At 49.3% G+C, this 17,364-nt stretch carries 19 protein-coding genes and 2 pseudogenes; 15 read left to right on the forward strand and 6 right to left on the reverse strand.

Translation table 11 applies throughout. The features are described from left to right. A pseudogene (locus DYI81_RS16120) lies at nt 1–579 on the forward strand (IS5-like element ISAba12 family transposase); the annotation flags it as partial. A gap of 195 nt (nt 580–774) precedes the next feature. Here DYI81_RS16120 and gorA read toward each other — a convergent pair. Beyond that, nucleotides 775–2,127, reverse strand: a complete 1,353-nt coding sequence (gene gorA / locus DYI81_RS16125) for a glutathione-disulfide reductase (protein ID WP_002122354.1) — start codon at nt 2,125–2,127, stop codon at nt 775–777. 78 nt (nt 2,128–2,205) lie between these two features. After that, nucleotides 2,206–3,371, reverse strand: a protein-coding gene (locus DYI81_RS16135) for an IS3-like element ISAba22 family transposase (protein ID WP_085944217.1) whose coding sequence is annotated in 2 segments (ribosomal slippage) — nt 2,206–3,113 and nt 3,113–3,371 — 1,167 coding nt in all. Because the reading frame shifts where the segments join, the coding sequence is not laid out codon by codon here. A gap of 604 nt (nt 3,372–3,975) precedes the next feature. On the opposite strand from DYI81_RS16135, the gene msrB reads away from it, so the two are divergent. The 8 genes from msrB (at nt 3,976) to DYI81_RS16175 (ending at nt 9,085) form a co-directional block, all read left to right on the forward strand. Beyond that, a complete protein-coding gene (gene msrB, locus DYI81_RS16140; RefSeq protein ID WP_003464965.1) occupies nt 3,976–4,419 on the forward strand; it encodes a peptide-methionine (R)-S-oxide reductase MsrB in 444 nt (147 codons plus the stop codon). A 1-nt stretch (nt 4,420) separates the two neighbouring features. After that, nucleotides 4,421–4,960: a peptide-methionine (S)-S-oxide reductase MsrA gene (gene msrA / locus DYI81_RS16145; RefSeq protein WP_003464967.1), complete on the forward strand. Its 540-nt coding sequence runs from the start codon at nt 4,421–4,423 to the stop codon at nt 4,958–4,960. Between the two features lie 140 nt (nt 4,961–5,100). Continuing rightward, the gene (locus DYI81_RS16150) at nt 5,101–5,805 is read left to right on the forward strand and encodes a glutathione S-transferase N-terminal domain-containing protein (protein ID WP_005006007.1); all 705 of its coding nucleotides are present in this window, start codon (nt 5,101–5,103) and stop codon (nt 5,803–5,805) included. Next, a complete protein-coding gene (locus tag DYI81_RS16155) occupies nt 5,802–6,770 on the forward strand; it encodes a magnesium and cobalt transport protein CorA (protein WP_002118270.1) in 969 nt (322 codons plus the stop codon). Before DYI81_RS16150 ends, DYI81_RS16155 begins: the two co-directional genes overlap by 4 nt. Before the next feature lie 91 nt (nt 6,771–6,861). Next, the gene (locus DYI81_RS16160; RefSeq protein ID WP_005006003.1) at nt 6,862–7,170 is read left to right on the forward strand and encodes a hypothetical protein; all 309 of its coding nucleotides are present in this window, start codon (nt 6,862–6,864) and stop codon (nt 7,168–7,170) included. Between the two features lie 45 nt (nt 7,171–7,215). Further along, on the forward strand, nt 7,216–8,229 hold the full coding sequence (locus DYI81_RS16165) for a zinc-binding alcohol dehydrogenase family protein (protein ID WP_002118279.1): 1,014 nt from the start codon (nt 7,216–7,218) through the stop codon (nt 8,227–8,229). 72 nt (nt 8,230–8,301) lie between these two features. Next, the gene (locus DYI81_RS16170; RefSeq protein WP_005006001.1) at nt 8,302–8,733 is read left to right on the forward strand and encodes a heme-binding protein; all 432 of its coding nucleotides are present in this window, start codon (nt 8,302–8,304) and stop codon (nt 8,731–8,733) included. Between the two features lie 58 nt (nt 8,734–8,791). Further along, nucleotides 8,792–9,085: a DUF1330 domain-containing protein gene (locus DYI81_RS16175; RefSeq protein ID WP_010591688.1), complete on the forward strand. Its 294-nt coding sequence runs from the start codon at nt 8,792–8,794 to the stop codon at nt 9,083–9,085. Nucleotides 9,086–9,410: 325 nt separating this feature from the next. On the opposite strand, the gene DYI81_RS16185 is transcribed toward DYI81_RS16175, so the two are convergent. Then, entirely contained in the window at nt 9,411–9,881 is a 471-nt protein-coding gene (locus DYI81_RS16185; protein WP_003464979.1) for a hypothetical protein, read from the reverse strand. 467 nt (nt 9,882–10,348) lie between these two features. On the opposite strand from DYI81_RS16185, the gene DYI81_RS16190 reads away from it, so the two are divergent. The 4 genes from DYI81_RS16190 to DYI81_RS16205 all read left to right on the forward strand — a co-directional run bounded on the left by DYI81_RS16190 (nt 10,349) and on the right by DYI81_RS16205 (nt 12,765). After that, nucleotides 10,349–10,951: a sulfite oxidase-like oxidoreductase gene (locus DYI81_RS16190; RefSeq protein ID WP_003464980.1), complete on the forward strand. Its 603-nt coding sequence runs from the start codon at nt 10,349–10,351 to the stop codon at nt 10,949–10,951. Beyond that, complete coding sequence (locus tag DYI81_RS16195; protein WP_002118292.1) at nt 10,944–11,690, forward strand: ferredoxin reductase; 747 nt, start codon at nt 10,944–10,946, stop codon at nt 11,688–11,690. The genes DYI81_RS16190 and DYI81_RS16195 overlap by 8 nt, the downstream gene beginning before the upstream one ends. Before the next feature lie 453 nt (nt 11,691–12,143). Next, the gene (gene grxC / locus DYI81_RS16200) at nt 12,144–12,416 is read left to right on the forward strand and encodes a glutaredoxin 3 (protein ID WP_005005995.1); all 273 of its coding nucleotides are present in this window, start codon (nt 12,144–12,146) and stop codon (nt 12,414–12,416) included. 67 nt (nt 12,417–12,483) lie between these two features. Beyond that, nucleotides 12,484–12,765 (forward strand): DUF427 domain-containing protein, encoded by a 282-nt coding sequence (locus DYI81_RS16205; RefSeq protein WP_003464986.1) that lies wholly within the window; start codon nt 12,484–12,486, stop codon nt 12,763–12,765. A gap of 1,296 nt (nt 12,766–14,061) precedes the next feature. Here DYI81_RS16205 and sdhC read toward each other — a convergent pair. Further along, a complete protein-coding gene (gene sdhC / locus DYI81_RS16220) occupies nt 14,062–14,436 on the reverse strand; it encodes a succinate dehydrogenase, cytochrome b556 subunit (RefSeq protein WP_005005993.1) in 375 nt (124 codons plus the stop codon). Between the two features lie 97 nt (nt 14,437–14,533). On the opposite strand from sdhC, the gene DYI81_RS16225 reads away from it, so the two are divergent. After that, nucleotides 14,534–15,609, forward strand: a protein-coding gene (locus DYI81_RS16225) for an IS4-like element ISAba1 family transposase (protein WP_117008103.1) whose coding sequence is annotated in 2 segments (ribosomal slippage) — nt 14,534–15,059 and nt 15,059–15,609 — 1,077 coding nt in all. Because the reading frame shifts where the segments join, the coding sequence is not laid out codon by codon here. Nucleotides 15,610–15,926: 317 nt separating this feature from the next. Next, on the forward strand, nt 15,927–16,730 hold the full coding sequence (locus DYI81_RS16230) for a DUF4942 domain-containing protein (protein ID WP_005005990.1): 804 nt from the start codon (nt 15,927–15,929) through the stop codon (nt 16,728–16,730). Between the two features lie 195 nt (nt 16,731–16,925). Here the strand turns inward: DYI81_RS16230 and DYI81_RS16235 are convergent, their stop codons facing one another. After that, nucleotides 16,926–17,219 (reverse strand): hypothetical protein, encoded by a 294-nt coding sequence (locus tag DYI81_RS16235; RefSeq protein WP_063454767.1) that lies wholly within the window; start codon nt 17,217–17,219, stop codon nt 16,926–16,928. A 37-nt stretch (nt 17,220–17,256) separates the two neighbouring features. Beyond that, nucleotides 17,257–17,364: pseudogene (locus DYI81_RS16240) on the reverse strand (IS5/IS1182 family transposase); the annotation flags it as partial.

Consider the following 17,364-nt stretch of genomic DNA (forward strand, 5'->3'; position numbering starts at 1 on the left):
CTCATGGACTCTACAGGCATGAAGTTTCTAGGTGAGGGCGAATGGAAACGCAAGAAACATGGACCTGAATATCGTCGCCAATGGCGTAAACTTCATATTGGTATAGATGCTAAAACCCTGCAAATACGAGCAGTTCAGCTTACAACCAATAATGTCAGTGATTCACAGGTGCTTGGTGATTTACTTAATCAGATTCCACAAGATGAGCGGATTAACTCTGTTTATACCGATGGAGCTTATGACACCAAGCAATGCCGTCAGGTCATTGCAGATCGGCAAGCGCATGCGGTGATTCCACCTAGAAAAAATGCGAAACCATGGAAAGATACAAAGAGTAGCTCGCTAGAGCGAAATGAATTACTTCGAACAATTAAACGTTTAGGCAGGACACTATGGAAAAAATGGTCAGGCTATCATCGGCGAAGTTTGGTTGAAACTAAGATGCATTGCATCAAATTATTAGGAGATAAACTCAGTGCAAGGAGTTTTGATAGCCAAGTGAATGAGATCCATGCACGTGTAGCAGTCCTTAACAGATTTACGGAATTAGGTCGACCACTTACCCAAGTTACGCCTTAAATTTGGCTCAATTAGGGGCGCTTTGCATTTCAAATCTTTGTGCAACAAAGCCGAGCATGTGCTGTTTGTGATAAATTGAGATTATGTTGAGTGAGTTCTCTAATAATTCTAAGTTGTTGAAAGTTCATAATTTGGATATAGAATATAAAAATAAGAGCAAATATATAAATAAATGCTCTTTTAGATGATCAATGATTAACGCATTGTGACGAATTCTTCAGCAGAAGTCGGATGAATTGCTAAAGTGTTATCGAAGTCTTTTTTAGTTGCTCCCATTTTTAAAGCAACAGCAAAGCCTTGCAGAATTTCATCCATACCGTATCCAATACCATGAATTCCGACCACTTTCTCATCAGTTCCTACACAAATTAATTTCATTTTTGTGAGTTGTCGATGTTCTGTTATCGCTGTATACATGGATGTAAAGGAAGAACTATAAATTTTGATGGCATCTTTACCAAATTTTTCTATGGCTTGATCTTCGGTTAATCCAACTGTTCCAATAGGTGGGTGACTAAACACCACAGTCGGAATATTTTCATAATCTAAATGTTCATTTGGCTTATTGTTAAATAAACGTTCAGACAGTCTTCGACCCGCTGCCACAGCAACAGGTGTTAACTCGACTTTACCTGTAATATCACCCACTGCATAAATGCCAGACTGTGTTGTATTTTGATATGCATCAACATGAATAAAGCGATTCTCGTTCAATTGAACTTGAGTCTTATTAAGATTGATCGCTTCAGTTGCAGGTTTTCTACCAATTGCCCAAATCAAGCAATCTACACTATGTTCTGTACCATCTTCTAGGTGTAATACAAGTGAGTTATCTTGAACTTTAGTCACTTTGTTAATCTGACTATGAGTATGCACGTTAATATTTTCACTGCGCATATTCTCTAATAGTGTTTTACCAAGGAAATGATCTAATCCACGCAAAGGCTGATGTTTACGAATAAATAATTGTACATTCGAACCCAATGCATTAAGAACACCTGCCAATTCCACAGCAATATAGCCAGAACCAACAATAGCAGTCCGCTTCGGTAAGTGTTCTAATCCGAAGAAACCATTGGAATCAATACCATATTCAGCACCTTCAATTTCAGGTTTGAATGCTTGAGTCCCCGTAGCAATTAAAATATGGTCAGCTGTGTACGTTTCACCATTTACTTCAATTGTTTGAGCATCTAAAAATTTTGCAAAACCTCGAATGACATCAACATTATTTTTAGCTAGTCCTGTGTCATACGATGTATGTATTCGGCTGATATAGGCTTGTCTGTTTTCAACTAATTTCTTCCAGTTAAAGGATTTCAATTCTGTATTAAAGCCATAGTCAGGACCATATTTATGAATCGCATCGGCAATTTGAGCTGAATACCACATCACTTTTTTAGGAACACATCCTACGTTGACACAGGTTCCACCAATATCACCCATTTCTATCAGTGCACATTTCTTACCATACATGGCAGCACGATTGACTGATGCAATACCGCCACTGCCTCCGCCAATCGCAATATAATCATAGTGTTTAGACATAAATGAAATTCCTGTTTTTTAGATTTAAAAAGTTAATGATATACGCTGAATTATCAGGAGACTTTCCCTTGGGAGATTCTAGGCAGCCAACTTATAAAAGTCTTCGGCCATTTGATTTGGTGTCTTAAAACCCAAACCCTTTTGAATTCTTCGATGATTATAAAATAATTCAATGTATTTTATAATATCTGCTTTGGCTTCTTCTCTGGTTTGATAGTTGTAATGATGCACTAACTCATTTTTCAGTATTCCCCAAAAGCTTTCAATCGGTGCATTATCGTAACAGTCTCCGCGCTTGCTCATTGAACCTTGAAAACCATATTGCTCAAGTATATTTCGATATTCATGGCTGCAATATTGACTTCCTCTGTCTGAATGCACAATCAGTTCTTTGGTTGGTTTTTGATTGTGAATAGCCATATTTAGCGCATTACAAACAAGCTGTGCTGTCATGCGCTCATTTAAGCTATAGCCAACCACTTGCTTCGTGTAAAGGTCTTTTACCGCTGCTAAGTACAGCCATCCTTCAACAGTCCATATGTACGTAATATCACTTGACCATGCTTGATTTGGTCTAGTCATTGAGAATTGTTGCTCCAGCAGGTTTTCATAGATCGCTCGATTATGGTCACTATTCGTAGTCCTTTTAAAACGCTTGTGTCGCTTACAATACAGGTGGTTCAGCGCTTTTATCTGACGTACAGCGTACATACTCATTTTTATGCCCTGAGCTTGTAAGTATTTGGTTAATCGAATATAACCATAGCTCTGCCTTGTCTCCTCATGGGCTATTTTCACCAATATCGTCTGTTGATTTCGTTGAATCGTTCTTTTGCTCACGCCTCTCTTGAGCCAATCATAAAAACATGAAACTGAAACATGAAGTAATCGAGCCATTAAGGTAATTGGAAAAGAATATCTTTTTTGTTTCATATAGGCGTACCTTACTGACTTTCTTTGGCAAAGTACGCTGCTGCCTTTTTTAAAAATTCACGTTCCATTTCAGCTATTTTGAGCTGTTGTTTGAGTTTTTTATTTTCTTCGAGTAGAGCGTTTAGATCAGGTGAATACTGTTTTGTACCTGCTAAAGTTCCAGCCTTTGCTTTGGTATTCCAATTTGAAAGAGTTTGCATTGAAATGCTAAGTTGTCTAGCTGTTTCCGAGACATTGCCTTGATTGGCTTCAATTAATTTGATGGCTTCAGCTTTAAATTCTGTGGTGTAAGTCTTGTGTTTCTTGCTCATGGTAAACTCCTGATGAGTGTGTTTAGTTTACCAAGTTAAAACCTCCTGTTTTTTCAGCACACATCAGACGATGAGCCGTTCTGATTTCATGGCGACGACGGCCTGCTACATGGCTGCGTGTGGCAGGTCTTAAACAACTGAACTGGGCTAGCGAAGGAGTGGGGGCAACAGCAGCTGCGCTGGTAGACTTATCCACAGTTGCTGGTAACAAAATCAGCAATCCGCCCTGGGTCAAATTTCAATCGGCAGGGTGGGTCAATTTTCCATCAGCGCCAACACACTAAGCAACCATCAGAAAATTTTGACTGTACGCCAAAAAATTCGCATCTACCAGCATCTAAACAGGCGTTGTTGATTATCATAAAACACTGACACTGTATTATATAATCGTGCTTTTGTGTTATTTTTTTAATATTTACTGATTACGTACTTGCTTAACCACTCAGTTGCGCTAGAATTAATAGACGCGAAATTTAAATCTCTAATTTTCCAACACTTAGTAAAACCTCGTTTGCCATCCCACTACCATTGTAGGAGCAAATCAGGAGACATAAAAAATTAGCGGTAGCGTGCCTGGCCCTCTAGATAAGTATTGGAGACTGTAATGAAGTTTGAAAAGTCACAGACAGCAATCGACCACCTGACTCCCGAGCAACACCGAATTACCCAGGAGGCGGGCACCGAAAGGCCCTTCACGGGCGAGTACAACGACAACAAGGAGCCTGGCATCTACGTCGACATAGTGTCGGGAGAGCCACTGTTCGCTTCGACGGACAAGTTCGATTCGGGTACTGGCTGGCCCAGCTTCACCAAGCCGATCGTTTCGGCAAACGTGAACGAGGTGCGGGACAGCGCACACGGCATGGTCCGGACGGAGGTCAGGTCAGTACACGCAGACAGTCATCTCGGCCATGTGTTCCCCGATGGTCCTTCCGACCGCGGCGGTCTGCGGTACTGCATCAACTCAGCGTCCCTTCGCTTCATCCCGCGCGACGAGATGGAGTCCGAGGGATACGGTGAATATCTCGATCAAGTAGAGGAGGCTTAACATGCATCAGCGCGCTGTTCTCGCAGGAGGATGTTTCTGGGGCATGCAGGATCTGATCCGCAAGCGGCCCGGCATCATCTCGACCCGTGTGGGTTACACGGGCGGCGATATTCCGAACGCCACGTATCGTAATCACGGCACGCATGCCGAGGGGATCGAGATTGTCTTCGACCCGACAGTGACGAGCTACCGGAACATCCTGGAATTCTTCTTCCAGATCCACGATCCGACGACGCTGAACCGCCAGGGCAATGATCGTGGGCTCTCCTACCGGTCGGGCATCTATTATGTCGACGAGGAGCAGAAGCGCGTCGCCGAGGATACGATCGCCGATGTGGATGCCTCGGGGCTGTGGGATGGCAAAGTGGTGACCGAGGTCCAGCCGGTCGGCGAGTTCTGGGAGGCCGAGCCCGATCACCAGGATTATCTGGAGAAGCGCCCGGGCGGCTACACCTGCCACTTCGTCCGTCCCGGCTGGGTGCTTCCGAAGCGCCAAAAGGTTGACGACGTACAGCCAGCGGCCGGGACCGCGGCGGAATAGGCTTCACTGCCGTTGCCACTGCGCCGGTCCGGTCCGCAATCTTCGTGACCGCGTCGTTCAGCGACGCGGTCATCGAACCCTACTTCAGAGTGACGGCTCGTTCCAGTCAGTCGCCATCGCAACACCAGGATCGCAGATTTATGCCAGACCTCTCGTCCTTTCCGATCACGCAGCGCTGGCCGGCATCTCATCCCGATCGCCTGCAACTCTACGCAGCCCCTACGCCCAATGGCGTCAAGGTCTCGATCATGCTTGAGGAGACTGGCCTGGCGTACGAGCCCCACCTGATCGACATCTCGAACAACGAGTCGAAGGATCCGGCGTTCGTGTCGCTGAACCCGAACGGACGCATACCGGCGATCATCGATCCGGCTGGCCCTGACGGTAGACCCATCGCCTTATGGGAATCCGGTGCGATCCTCCTCTATCTGGCCGACAAGACGGGTCAGTTCATCTCCACCGAACCAGGCCAGCGTTACGAGACCCTAGCGTGGGTGTTCTTTCAGATGTCGGCCATCGGGCCGATGTTCGGACAGCTAGGCTTTTTCCTGCGATTTGCCGGCAAGGACTATGAGGACAAGCGACCTCGGCAGCGCTTTGTTGATGAATCCAGGCGTCTTCTCGGGGTCCTGGATCACCGGCTGGAGGGCCGCGAATGGATTGTCGATGATTACTCGATCGCGGACATTGCGACGTTTGGCTGGGTGAATGCGCTGGTCGAATTCTACGCAGCGGGCGACATCCTCGGCCTAAGTAGCTATTCGAACGTGCAGGCATGGCTCGAACGCGGGCTGGCGCGACCGGCTGTACAGCGTGGCCTGCGAATTCCTGCGAGGCCTGCATGACCATTATCGCCGCATATTATTACAACGAAGGTAAGCGAGTCCGTGAAATCAGGCTCGATGAGCACGTCGAACTAAACGAGAATCGCTCGGGCTTCTGCTGGATCGCGCTTAGCGAGCCCACCGCAGACGAACTCAGCGCGATCCAGACGACGTATAACCTCCATCCTTTGGCGATCGACAACGCCATGCACCCGCTGTGCCCGCCCAAGCTCGAGGTCTACAACGATGAGTTGTACGTCGTCGCCCAGACCGCCGAGCTGGTCGGCGACCGGATCAGCTACGGCAAGATGGCGATCTTCACCGGTCACAATCACCTTATCACCGTGCGGCACGGCAATGCCGGAGCGCTGGGCAAACTTCGGGAGCAACTCGAGGCATCGCCGACGCAGTTCGGCAAGGGTGTCGACTATGTGCTGCACGCGATCTTGCACCGAGTGGTCGACCAGTATCTGCCCATCTTCGAAATGATCGAGGACGACGTCCTGGCGATGGAGCGACGGTCGCTGCACGATTTCCTCGGGCCAGAAGAGGTGGCGCGAATCTTCGAACTAAGGTCCGAACTCACGCGGTTCCAGCGCACGCTCGGGGCTATGGCCGAGCTGGTGCGAAAGCTCGTTCGCGGCCACTTTCCCTGCATCAGCGCCGAAATGACACCATATTTCCACGACGTCGCGGACCATGTCCACCGCGTGCAGTCCATGGTCGACGGCCTCCTGCTTGTCCTGTCCACGGTCTTCGAGGCCAGCAGCCTTCTGGAAGCGCAAAGGATCGGTGTGGTCACTCGCCAGCTCGCGGCCTGGGCGGCGATCTTGACGGTCCCGACGGCGATCGCCGGAATATATGGCATGAACTTCAAGCACATGCCGGAACTGGACACGCCATATGGCTACTTCGTCGTGCTCGGAGTGATAGCGGTGTTCTGCCTTCTCCTGTTCATGCGCTTCAAGAAGGCCAAGTGGCTATGAGTAACGCACTTCGCGAGCTTCTCCGTCCGCCGAGTCACAGCGCGCTTTGTGCGCGAGCGTGTCCAATCCAGTTCAAGATGAAGGTGCTTCCATGACCTCCCAGGTGACCGACGTTCTAGAAGCAGTCCAGTCATTCATCGCCAACGGCTATGACCGCGAATACCGCGTCAAGGACGGCAATCTCGTCGATCTCGAACTAGGGTCAACCCTCGATGCATGCAGCATTCGCGTCGATGCGGCGTTGCGCCTCGAGAGCGGGGACGACGGCGAAGATGCCTCCAACATCTACGCGATCACCGATCCGGCGACAGAGCATAAAGGCCTGTTGATCGACGTGTTCGATGAAATCTGCTACCGCGACCCAGTTCAAGAGTCGGGACCTCAATGTAGAAGAAGTTGACTAACGAGCATTCGCGTCATCCGATCAAGCAAGCTGGAGACATTTATGAAAGCCATTGGTTACAAGGTTCCGGGACCCATCGCCGCGGATGCCGCGCTGGTCGACATCAATCTGCCTCGGCCTGTCGCTGCAGGATACGATATCCTGGTTGAGGTGAAGGCCGTCTCGGTCAACCCGGTCGACTACAAGGTCCGCAACAGCACGCCGCCGGCAGATGGCGATTGGAAGGTGCTGGGATGGGATGCCGCCGGGATTGTGCGCGAGGTCGGCCCCGACGTCACGCAGTTCGAGTTAGGCGACGAGGTCTATTATGCCGGATCGATCACACGGCCCGGTACCAATGCGGAGTTCCATCTCGTCGACGCCCGGATTGTCGGTCACAAACCTGCGTCGCTCTCCTGGGCGGAAGCGGCGGCGCTGCCGCTGACGACGTTGACGGCCTGGGAGGCGATGTTCGACCGCCTGGACGTGGCGAAGCCCGTACCCGGTGCGGCGGAGGCGATCCTCATCATCGGTGGCGCGGGCGGGGTTGGGTCGATCGCCGTCCAGATCGCGCGACAGCGCACGGACCTCACCGTCATCGCCACAGCCTCTCGACCGGAAACCCAAGAGTGGGTAAGAGGGCTTGGAGCTCACCACGTCATCGACCATTCTCGTCCGCTCGCGCCACAGATCGCCGAACTCGGCATCGGTGCTCCCGCTTTCGTCTTTTCGACCACACATACCGAGCAACATGTCGCCGACATCGCCGAACTGATCGCCCCACAAGGACGGTTCGGACTGATCGACGATCCCAAGGCATTCGATATCATGGTTTTCAAGCGCAAGGCGGTGTCGATCCACCACGAGCTGATGTTCACGCGGTCGATCTACGGCACGCCCGACATGAATGAGCAGGGCGAGATTCTGGATGCGATGGCAGCGCTGGTTGACGACGGCAAAATCCGCACGACGCTGACCCGGCGACTGTCGCCGATCAATGCCGCCAATCTGAAGACGGTGCATGCACTGATCGAAAGTGGCGCGGCTAAAGGCAAGATCGTCCTCGAAGGCTTCTAACGACCGCGATCGCCAAACATCTTGTCCAACCTCAAAAAGCCGAACGGGTTATGCCCCAGCGATGAGAATCCCATGACCAAATCTATTGCCACCGCCTCGATCAACCGCGAAACCGCAGTCGCCCTCATCGACGCGGCGCTCGCTGCGGCCCGTGCCATCGGCATCCCGGCTGCCGTCGCCGTCGTCGACGCCACCGGTAACCTGCGCGCGTTCGAGCGCACCGACGATGCGCCGTTCCTTACCGTCGATGTTGCCATCGACAAGGCCTGGAGTTCCGCCTCGTTTGGGTTCCCGACCCATGTCTGGAACGACTATGTGACCAACGATCCAAAAGTGGCGCCGCTAGCCTATCGCCCTCGGATGGTCGCTGTCGGCGGCGGTTATCCGATTCTGGAGGATGGGAAGTTGATCGGCGGCATAGGCATCTCCGGAGGCAACTATCAGCAGGATCAGGATGCGTGCGTCGAGGCACTCATGAAAATCGGGTTCCAGTTGCCAGCCTGACGACTGTGAGGCCATCACCGGTGGTAATGGCCAACAGATCCAACCTTTGAGAGGCCTAATGATGGAAGCGTTCGTCGTCTTTACGCGGGAAGAAACCAGCGACCCACATGCACTCGCAACCTATTCTGCAGGCGTCGGACCATCGTTCGATGGTCACGACGTTACCTTTCTCGCCGCTTATGGCGCGATCCAGCATTTGGAGGGGCCGCCCATCGAAGGGGCCGTAATCTTGCGTTTCCCGACGATGCAGGCCGCTCGCGACTGGTATGACAGTCCCGCCTACCAAACCATCGCTGCTCAACGCTTTGCCGGTTCCCGTTACCGCGCCTTTATCATTGAAGGGCGGCGGTGACATACCGACAGAAGCACTTCGGCGCTGACCACGAGGTATCGGCGTGTGAACTCGCATCTTGGGAATCTGTGGGGGGGACCAAGACAGCGGCGCTAGGGGCTCATATCGTCGATCGGATCAGAGAGTTGCTCGGCGAGAATGGGTTATCTATTGCCGAGCTGACGGAGCGGAGCCGCCCTCTCCCAACGGATTGATTCAATCGTTGACGCTCCTCCTATCCGGATCCGGGTTTTCGCACGCTGATCAACAGAGTTACAGCGCGCAACGCCTGTAGTGGGCATCAGGGGATGGGTGGCAATCAGGATGATTGCCCACCTTCCAACGATTAACCTTGCTCAAGTTGCTTCACTAGTCGCTCCGCGTCGAGATGGAAGTCCGAGAAAACAATGCTACCGCCAGCGTCGATAACCGTAAACCACGGAGTTCCTCGTGTGCGGTAGTCTTCCATGAAGGTTGGAAACGGCGAGCCGGTCGGTTGCTCGTCGTGACCGAAAACGATAGGAAGCTCATACTTGAGCTGGTTCACGCGCAACTTCTCGAAGGTATTCTCATGCGTTCCTTCGAAGACGGTCTGGATCACTGCGAACCCCACGTCTTTTGAGCTCAACGCTGCATGCAACTTTTGTAGCGTCGGAAACCCATGCAAATGGCAACCTTGGCACCAATGCTGGAAGGCAAACAAGATTTTCGGGCCGGGCCCGATATCTGACAGTTTGAACGGCGCGATACTTTCCCCATCTTTGCCAATCCATTTTTGCACCCGCAGCTCAGGCGCTTGTCGTTCGATCTCGTTCATCTGATCCTCCAACCCCGATACAGAAGCTTAGTGGATGATCGCGCGTCGCGACGGTGCGCGAACGTCCGACCTTATTTTCCCTATTTCCTGAAGCCAGAATAGATCAGATCGACATTTCGTCCTTAATATACTCAAGCTGCCGGCGAGCGCGAACTGGGCAACCATGCGCTGGTGAGCCTTGAGCTTTGCACGCTGCCCATCCGTTTGAGAGCGAACCTGCAACTTCCGCTCCGCATACCGCAGATCAGCGTACGCAGCCTTGGGGTTATCTACCCTATAGCCATTGGGTATTGGGAATCATGCTGGCCTGACGCTATGTTCGATACGCGATTTTTTACGATGATAGAGCATCTGTATCTGATTTTTAGTCGATTGGCTTATTCGGCGGATGTGCGGGCAAATGCTTTACGCAGAGTACTGAAATGAAGGCCGGCTTCGGTCTGCCGTATCGAGCAAGAGGGGTCACTATGGTCACCAGAGGTTTCACCGGTCGCGGTTCAGGCGACCAGTCCGATCGGATTCCGCCAGGTCAGCATCTGGTGGAGGATTTCCCTGTTCTGTCGGCCGGCCCTACGCCGAGGGTAGAGCCCTCCGACTGGAAATTCACAGTCAAAATTGGTCCGAAGCCCGTCAAAACGTGGAATTGGGGCGAATTCAACACTCTACCAAAGACCCAGGTGACAAAGGATATTCACTGCGTCACCTCTTGGTCCAAACTGGATACCGTTTGGGAGGGTGTACTCATTGAAGACATCCTTGCAGATGCAGAGCTTGATCGGCCTACCGATTTCGTCTTGGCGCACTGCTACGATAATTATTCGACAAACGTCCCTCTGACGGATCTGCTTTCCGGGAAAGCGATGGTCGCCCTCAGTTATGCGGGCAAGCCACTTTCCCGCGATCATGGGGGGCCGGCGCGTCTTCTAGTGCCGCACCTTTACTTCTGGAAATCCGCCAAATGGGTGAATGCGCTGCAATTCACGACGCGTGACGAGGCCGGCTTTTGGGAGCTGCACGGCTATCACATCTACGGCGATCCGTGGCGCGAACAACGATACACCCATGACTGAAAACGAAGCGCAAGTCCGTTCGTGGCAATCATGCGTGATCGACGACATCATCCAGCAAACACCGAGTATCAAGAGCTTCTTCCTTCGGTTGAGCAAGCCGTTCGCGCACACCGCAGGTCAGCACGTCGATATCCGGCTGACCGCGCCCGACGGCTACAGTGCAATGCGCAGCTACTCGATCGCGTCATCGGCAGTTTCGACCCCGATCGTCGAGATAGCTATCGAGCGCATGCCGGATGCCGAAGTTTCGCCGTTTTTTCACGACATCGCGGCGATTGGTGACGAAATCGAAGTTCGCGGTCCGCTCGGTGGCCATTTCCTTTGGCCTGAGCCTGCCATAGATCCGGTTCTGTTGATCGGGGGAGGCTCCGGCCTCGTGCCGTTGATGGCAATGATCCGGCAGCGCCGCGCATTGGCCCAAGCCGTTCCGACAGCGTTGCTCCTGTCCGCACGAACCGCCGAGGACGTTCTCTTCTCAGAAGAACTTCATTGCATCGAAATCAGCGATCCGGCGTTCGTCCTGGCGCTCGCGATTACGCGCGAGAAACCGGTTCGCGCATCGGACTTTGCGCGACGGATCGACGGCATGATGGTCCAAGAAATTCTAACCAGGCTTCAGGGAAAGCCGACGCAAGTGTTCGTCTGCGGGTCTAACGGATTCGTCAACATCGCAACCGATAGCGCGCTGCTGGCGGGCTTGGACGCCTCCATCATCAAGACGGAGCGCTACGGGGGCTAGCGGCGCGAGCTATCTCACGTCGCGCCGATCGTAGACGTGCGCCCTGGGAAGCTTTGGCGATCAACGTGAACCGTTTTGCCGAACACAGTCTTCGTACCCCCCGGCCTCTAGAACGCCTTCGCTCGCGATACCTGGCTCGACATCAAGCTCAATTTGAAAGTTCCTGCACTATCCGTCGTCCTGATATGCTCGACCAGCATGATGGGCGATTCGAGCGGGACCGCTTCCGTCCCAATCGAGGCTCGGTTACCTTAGAGCATCGGCTCGGCGCTACAGGAGGCGCGTGCGGCCTCTGCCTGGCGGTGAAAGCACTTTGGGCCATGTCGCCTGGATAGCGGCCAATCGTCAGCATCTGCTCCGATGTCGGCCAAGGTGCAGTCGCCATCTTTGAACGCCGCGAATTGGAGATCAACGCCATGACAGCGATCCGCGTGCAACTGCCGGAGATGCAATATGACAACTGATGTATTGCTGTACACCACGAATTGGTGCCCGTTCTGCCGCCGAGCGAAGGCGCTCCTCAAGGAAAAGGGCGTGCGATGGAAGGAGCTCGATATTGAGGCGGATCCGGCTCACCGGCAGGCCATGGCGGAAGCGTCGGGGCGAAGCTCCGTGCCGCAGATCTTCATCAATGGCACCCTTATCGGTGGCTCCGATGAGCTATTCGCGCTCGATGTCAGAGGCGAGCTCGACAAACTTCTCGGGCGCAACCCGCCTGCCACCTGAGGAGGTGCGGCTTGGGGCAGCCAGCCCGCGAGCCTTCGCCGGTTGATGAATACAAAAGGAGAGTCCGTTGGTCTCAGCCATCTGGAAAGACACTACTATCGCCACAAGCGACGAAACAGTCATCGTCGAGGGAAATCACTACTTCCCACCGTCAGGAGTCGACCTGAGCCTGCTTGAGATGAGCCCGCACACATCTGTCTGTCCGATCAAAGGCGCCGCGCGCTTCTTTCATGTTCGCGCGGGTGACGCGCTCAACGTGAACGCCGCTTGGACCTATCCCGCCCCCACTCCGGATGCCGAGGGTATCCGGGATTACATCGCTTTCTGGAAAGGCGTGGACGTTGCCTAGCAGACTGGACGGACGACTTCGCTGATAGCCATGCGGGCGCCGACATCTCAATTATCCTGCCCACCCCGGGCCTCGTCGGCTGCAGGAATCTGCCCGGCACCTTAGCGCGACCCGGCACTGGCGGTCTCGCACCCGCCGCGCCTCTGTTCTATCAATAAGGATGGATGACATGGAGCATTCCGAGTTCGATGCCGCTTTCGCGAAGCTTGCGGAGGGATACAGAGAAGGGACTTATGAAGGCCGGCGTTTCAGCTTGATCGTCCGGCGATCTGGGGACGGACGTCGCAACAGTCTGTTCGCCAGGGAGTTGGACGGGACTGACATTGTCAGCTTCAACCTCTTCCGCGTTACATCAGATAGGACATTGTTGAAGCCGTGCGAAATGTCCGCCGAAAAGGTCGTAGCGTTCGTGCTGGAGTTCCGACCGGACACCTGACGGGCAGAAGAAGATCCCGGCCAACCGGCGCGCCTGCGACGGCCGGCTATCTAAGGCTGCGCAAGCCTATAGCCGCAGCTCATTGCACTTCGTCTGGCGAGGAATTCAACATCGATACGTCGCCATCCGCGGGGATATCGGTACAGGCGCCCGTGTAAGCCAGATTGAGAAATCCTAAGCGATGACTAACACCAATGACGCCACCCTTCCGACACATTCTATTCTTGAGGAATGCACAGCGATGGCTGTCGTCAACGCTCTGAAGATTATTCTGAAGAACAGCTACGCGATCTACCTTAAGACAAAAAATGCCACTCGGGCGCATCCCGCCCCTACTTCAGGGACTTTCACTTGCTTCTCGCTCTGTCACTCACAGCATCGGCACGCCCATGACGCATGGTATCCAGGCCTCATAATTTTCCCATATAACCTTCTTGTCTTTTGCGCACCCAGAAAGACTCGAGGCTTTAACTGGACAGATGAGCCCTCGAGGGTAGTGTTCACCTGATTGGCTTTCTCATATCTGATGTTGATTCGCACAGTGTGCCAACCAGGTGATAGTTTCAAAAAACCTGCGCTTCAGAGCGAATTAGACGATCTTCGATAAGAGCGATCCGCCTCAAAATCCAAAACATCTAACATTGTCCTAGAGCCATATTTGTACCTAGTACTATGGCGCTCCCATTAACACATTTGATGATGCACAGAAAACTTAGCTCATGATAGCTTTCAGCTAACAGCTATTCGGAAGCCCGAAAGGATTCAACCGTTTAAGCGTGAACCGTCGATTATAAATACTTTCGTAAGTTAGCTTTAAAGGACGCTTTTAGTCCTTGTAAATACGCATTACGACTCCACAGCTACCAAATCCATACGGCGCCAGCAACCATTAAAACACCCGACACTACTAAAACAATAGTAGAGGCGCGATTGCTGCCTTTCAAAGTATGACCAACACCCACATCCATAACTAGGTGTCGAATTCCGGCTACGAGATGATAAATAAATGAAGAGTATACCAACCAGAAACTAACTTTGCCGAAAGGTGAAGAAAAAATCTCCTTGACTTCATTAAAACCCTTTTCTGACTCCAACGATTTGCTCAGCATATACAGTATCAGTCCCAGAAAAATAAAGAGCATAATTCCTGAAATCCGGTGCAGAATCGATGTAAGCGCCGTGAGAGGAAGCTGAATGGTTCGAATATCAAGATTAACCGGCCGCTTTTTATTCATTTTGACTCCAGTCAACAATTCTAGTGGGGGATTTCAGTTTTCGATCTCATTCATCATAGCAGCTGTAACTAAGGCTGGCGGCGACAATAATGGAGATATTCTATATCTTATCTTAAACAAATCTCTAAAATGGAACAAGTCACATTTAAAGTGCTTTGCGCTCATCATGCTTGTGATTATTTTAAAGCAAACATGTAATCTTTCTTCTGCATCTAAAGCCTTGCCCATCAAGTGCTTACCACAATCATTTTATCGACGTATGCAGCGCTTCTTTGCAGGTCAGTATTTTGATTATCGTCAAATTTCTCAGTTGATTTTCAATATGTTTTCATTCGACCAAGTGCAACTGACTTTAGATAGAACCAATTGGAAATGGGGAAAACGAAATATTAATATCCTGATGCTCGCAATCGTTTATCGTGGAATAGCGATACCTATCCTTTGGACATTGCTTAATAAACGTGGAAATTCAGATACGAAAGAGCGCATTGCTTTGATTCAACGCTTTATAGCCATTTTTGGTAAAGACCGTATTGTGAATGTGTTCGCAGACAGAGAGTTTATCGGTGAGCAGTGGTTTACATGGTTAATTGAACAAGACATCAACTTCTGCATTCGTGTTAAAAAAACTTCATTGTCACCAATCATTTAGGAAAGAATCATAAAATTAGTGATTTATTTCGCCATCTTAAAGTTGGTCAAATTGAATGTCGTAAACGACGGATTTTGGTTGGTCGGGTGAAACTATATATAAGTGCACTACAGTTAGAAAATGGAGAGCTTTTACTCGTCGTTTCTCCTCAGTTTAATGCCAATGCTATTCAGGATTATGCATTACGCTGGGAAATTGAAACCTTATTCAGTTGTCTCAAAGGACGCGGGTTTAATCTTGAAAATACGCGCTTGACAGACCCTAGACGAGTGAAAAAATTGATTGCGGTGTTAGCTATAAGCTTCTGTTGGTGTTACTTAACGGGTGAATGGCAACATGATCAAAAAAAAGCGATAAAAATAAAGAAGCATGGACGACTCTCAATGAGTTTATTTCGCTATGGTTTAGACTATGTTCAAATGGCGATTCAGCGTTTAATTGGTTTTGGGAAAAAAGAAGAGTTTAAGGAAATTTTGGCAATTTTAAGAAGGCAGAATCCTGATAGGATAAGGGTTCTGTGAAATTTGTCGTGTACAGAGTTTTTTCATTTAACAATATCCTCATTACAGATTTTTATAGCATTGGTATTTGTTCGATCAGTTGAGAACATAACTGAATGTTGTTTTTTCATAAGCATATCGACATCATCATTTATGAGTAGAGGTAATAAGGAATTTTAAAGGTTGAGCCATATTCCACTACACCAAGTTTTAAGCGTTGTGCTTATTTAATTTAATTATAGTGAAAAAGTTAGCTTATAAATTTTAAAAAAAAATTAATGACCATGGTTTTTATTAAAATATCTATATAGACAATTAAGCTAATTAGGTGGGCAATTATGAATATGTTGGTAAATATAAAAAGAGAAGTGCAAGCATCTGAATTAGACTTTATTGAAGTCGAAAAGCTAATTTTGCAATGCGAAAAAGCAAAATCGTCAATAAAGGTTATTTATGAAAGCATCAAAGATATTGAACTTGATGCTTACCAGATTGTGAGTGCAATCACCCGAAAATCATATTCATCATCATTCAATACTGAAGAATCTGCTTTAAAACAAATATCGTCATGCTTCTGGAGGAAGTTAACTGAGATCATCAATCTTAGAAACTTTATATCTGAAAAAGAATATGATGCGTTGTCAGATAAAATTGCTCGTCATGAAATTGAAGATTTCACGATGGATAACGTGAATGTATTTTTAGAATCTATCTGGTCTACGCGCCACATGGCATATGCTCGTAAAGTTGATTCATTGTTTTGCCAATTATCAAGCAAATACAAAACCAATCTTGGTGCTGGTATTAACCCGTGCGTGATCATTCATCACAATAGCTACCATTCTTATTGCAGACGAGATAATTTAGTGGAAGAAGTACGCTTTATAGCAAGGCAGTTATTTGGCAAGCCTTTAGACCACACTAGATTAGATAAACTCAGGTTAGATCGTGGTATCTGGCATAGCATTGATGATAATTTATTACGCATTAAGATCTACGAAAACGGTAACTGTCATATCTTGTTTAATCAATGCGTAGTTGATCGCATTAACCAGGTATTAAACCTGTTATATCCGAATCAAATTGGCATAGATCCAAATGTAAAACACAAACGCCGTGCGTATGATGAACCCATTTTATAAAGCTCATTAAAAAACCATCAATTGTTATTGTGGTTTTTTTTTAGATATATACGGTACTAATTTTGCGATCGTGCCACTGGTGAACATACACTGACCATATCACTATGGATACTTGGGATAAATCATATCCCTTAAAGGCAGATTTAAATTTAGACTCCATTTTTCGGAGCTGCATTCTCTTATCACGAGATGGCTCTAATTCAATATCCCCAATGAATTGAGAATTGCAATAAGATCTTGTTCAGGTGTATCAGCAAGCACCGTCACGTTATAGCCACCGCTAAACTGGTGTAATTCAGCACAGTGCTCAACATCAGACGCCGTGAGTACCAATTCAACATCAAAATATTGAATCACTTTAAGCACCTGGTACTTTGCTTTAAAGAATCCGTTGTTTTCAGCTAACTTCATCGCTTCAGCAATGGTGATGTTTTCAAGCACAAGACGGTCTTGAGCTGGTTCAGCTTCATATGTTTTAAAACTTAACAATTTAATTAAACTTAATTAATTAGGGTCTGTTGACATTTCAAGTATAGAATTTACCCGATAAAGGTAGCCAAATAAATATACAAGCTAATGCAACTGCACCCTCATAGCTACACTTTAACTTATCATATCGTGTTGCTATTCCTCT

Origin of the sequence: Acinetobacter sp. SWAC5 (genome assembly GCF_003419885.1) — a bacterium.
Lineage (GTDB): Bacteria > Pseudomonadota > Gammaproteobacteria > Pseudomonadales > Moraxellaceae > Acinetobacter > Acinetobacter cumulans.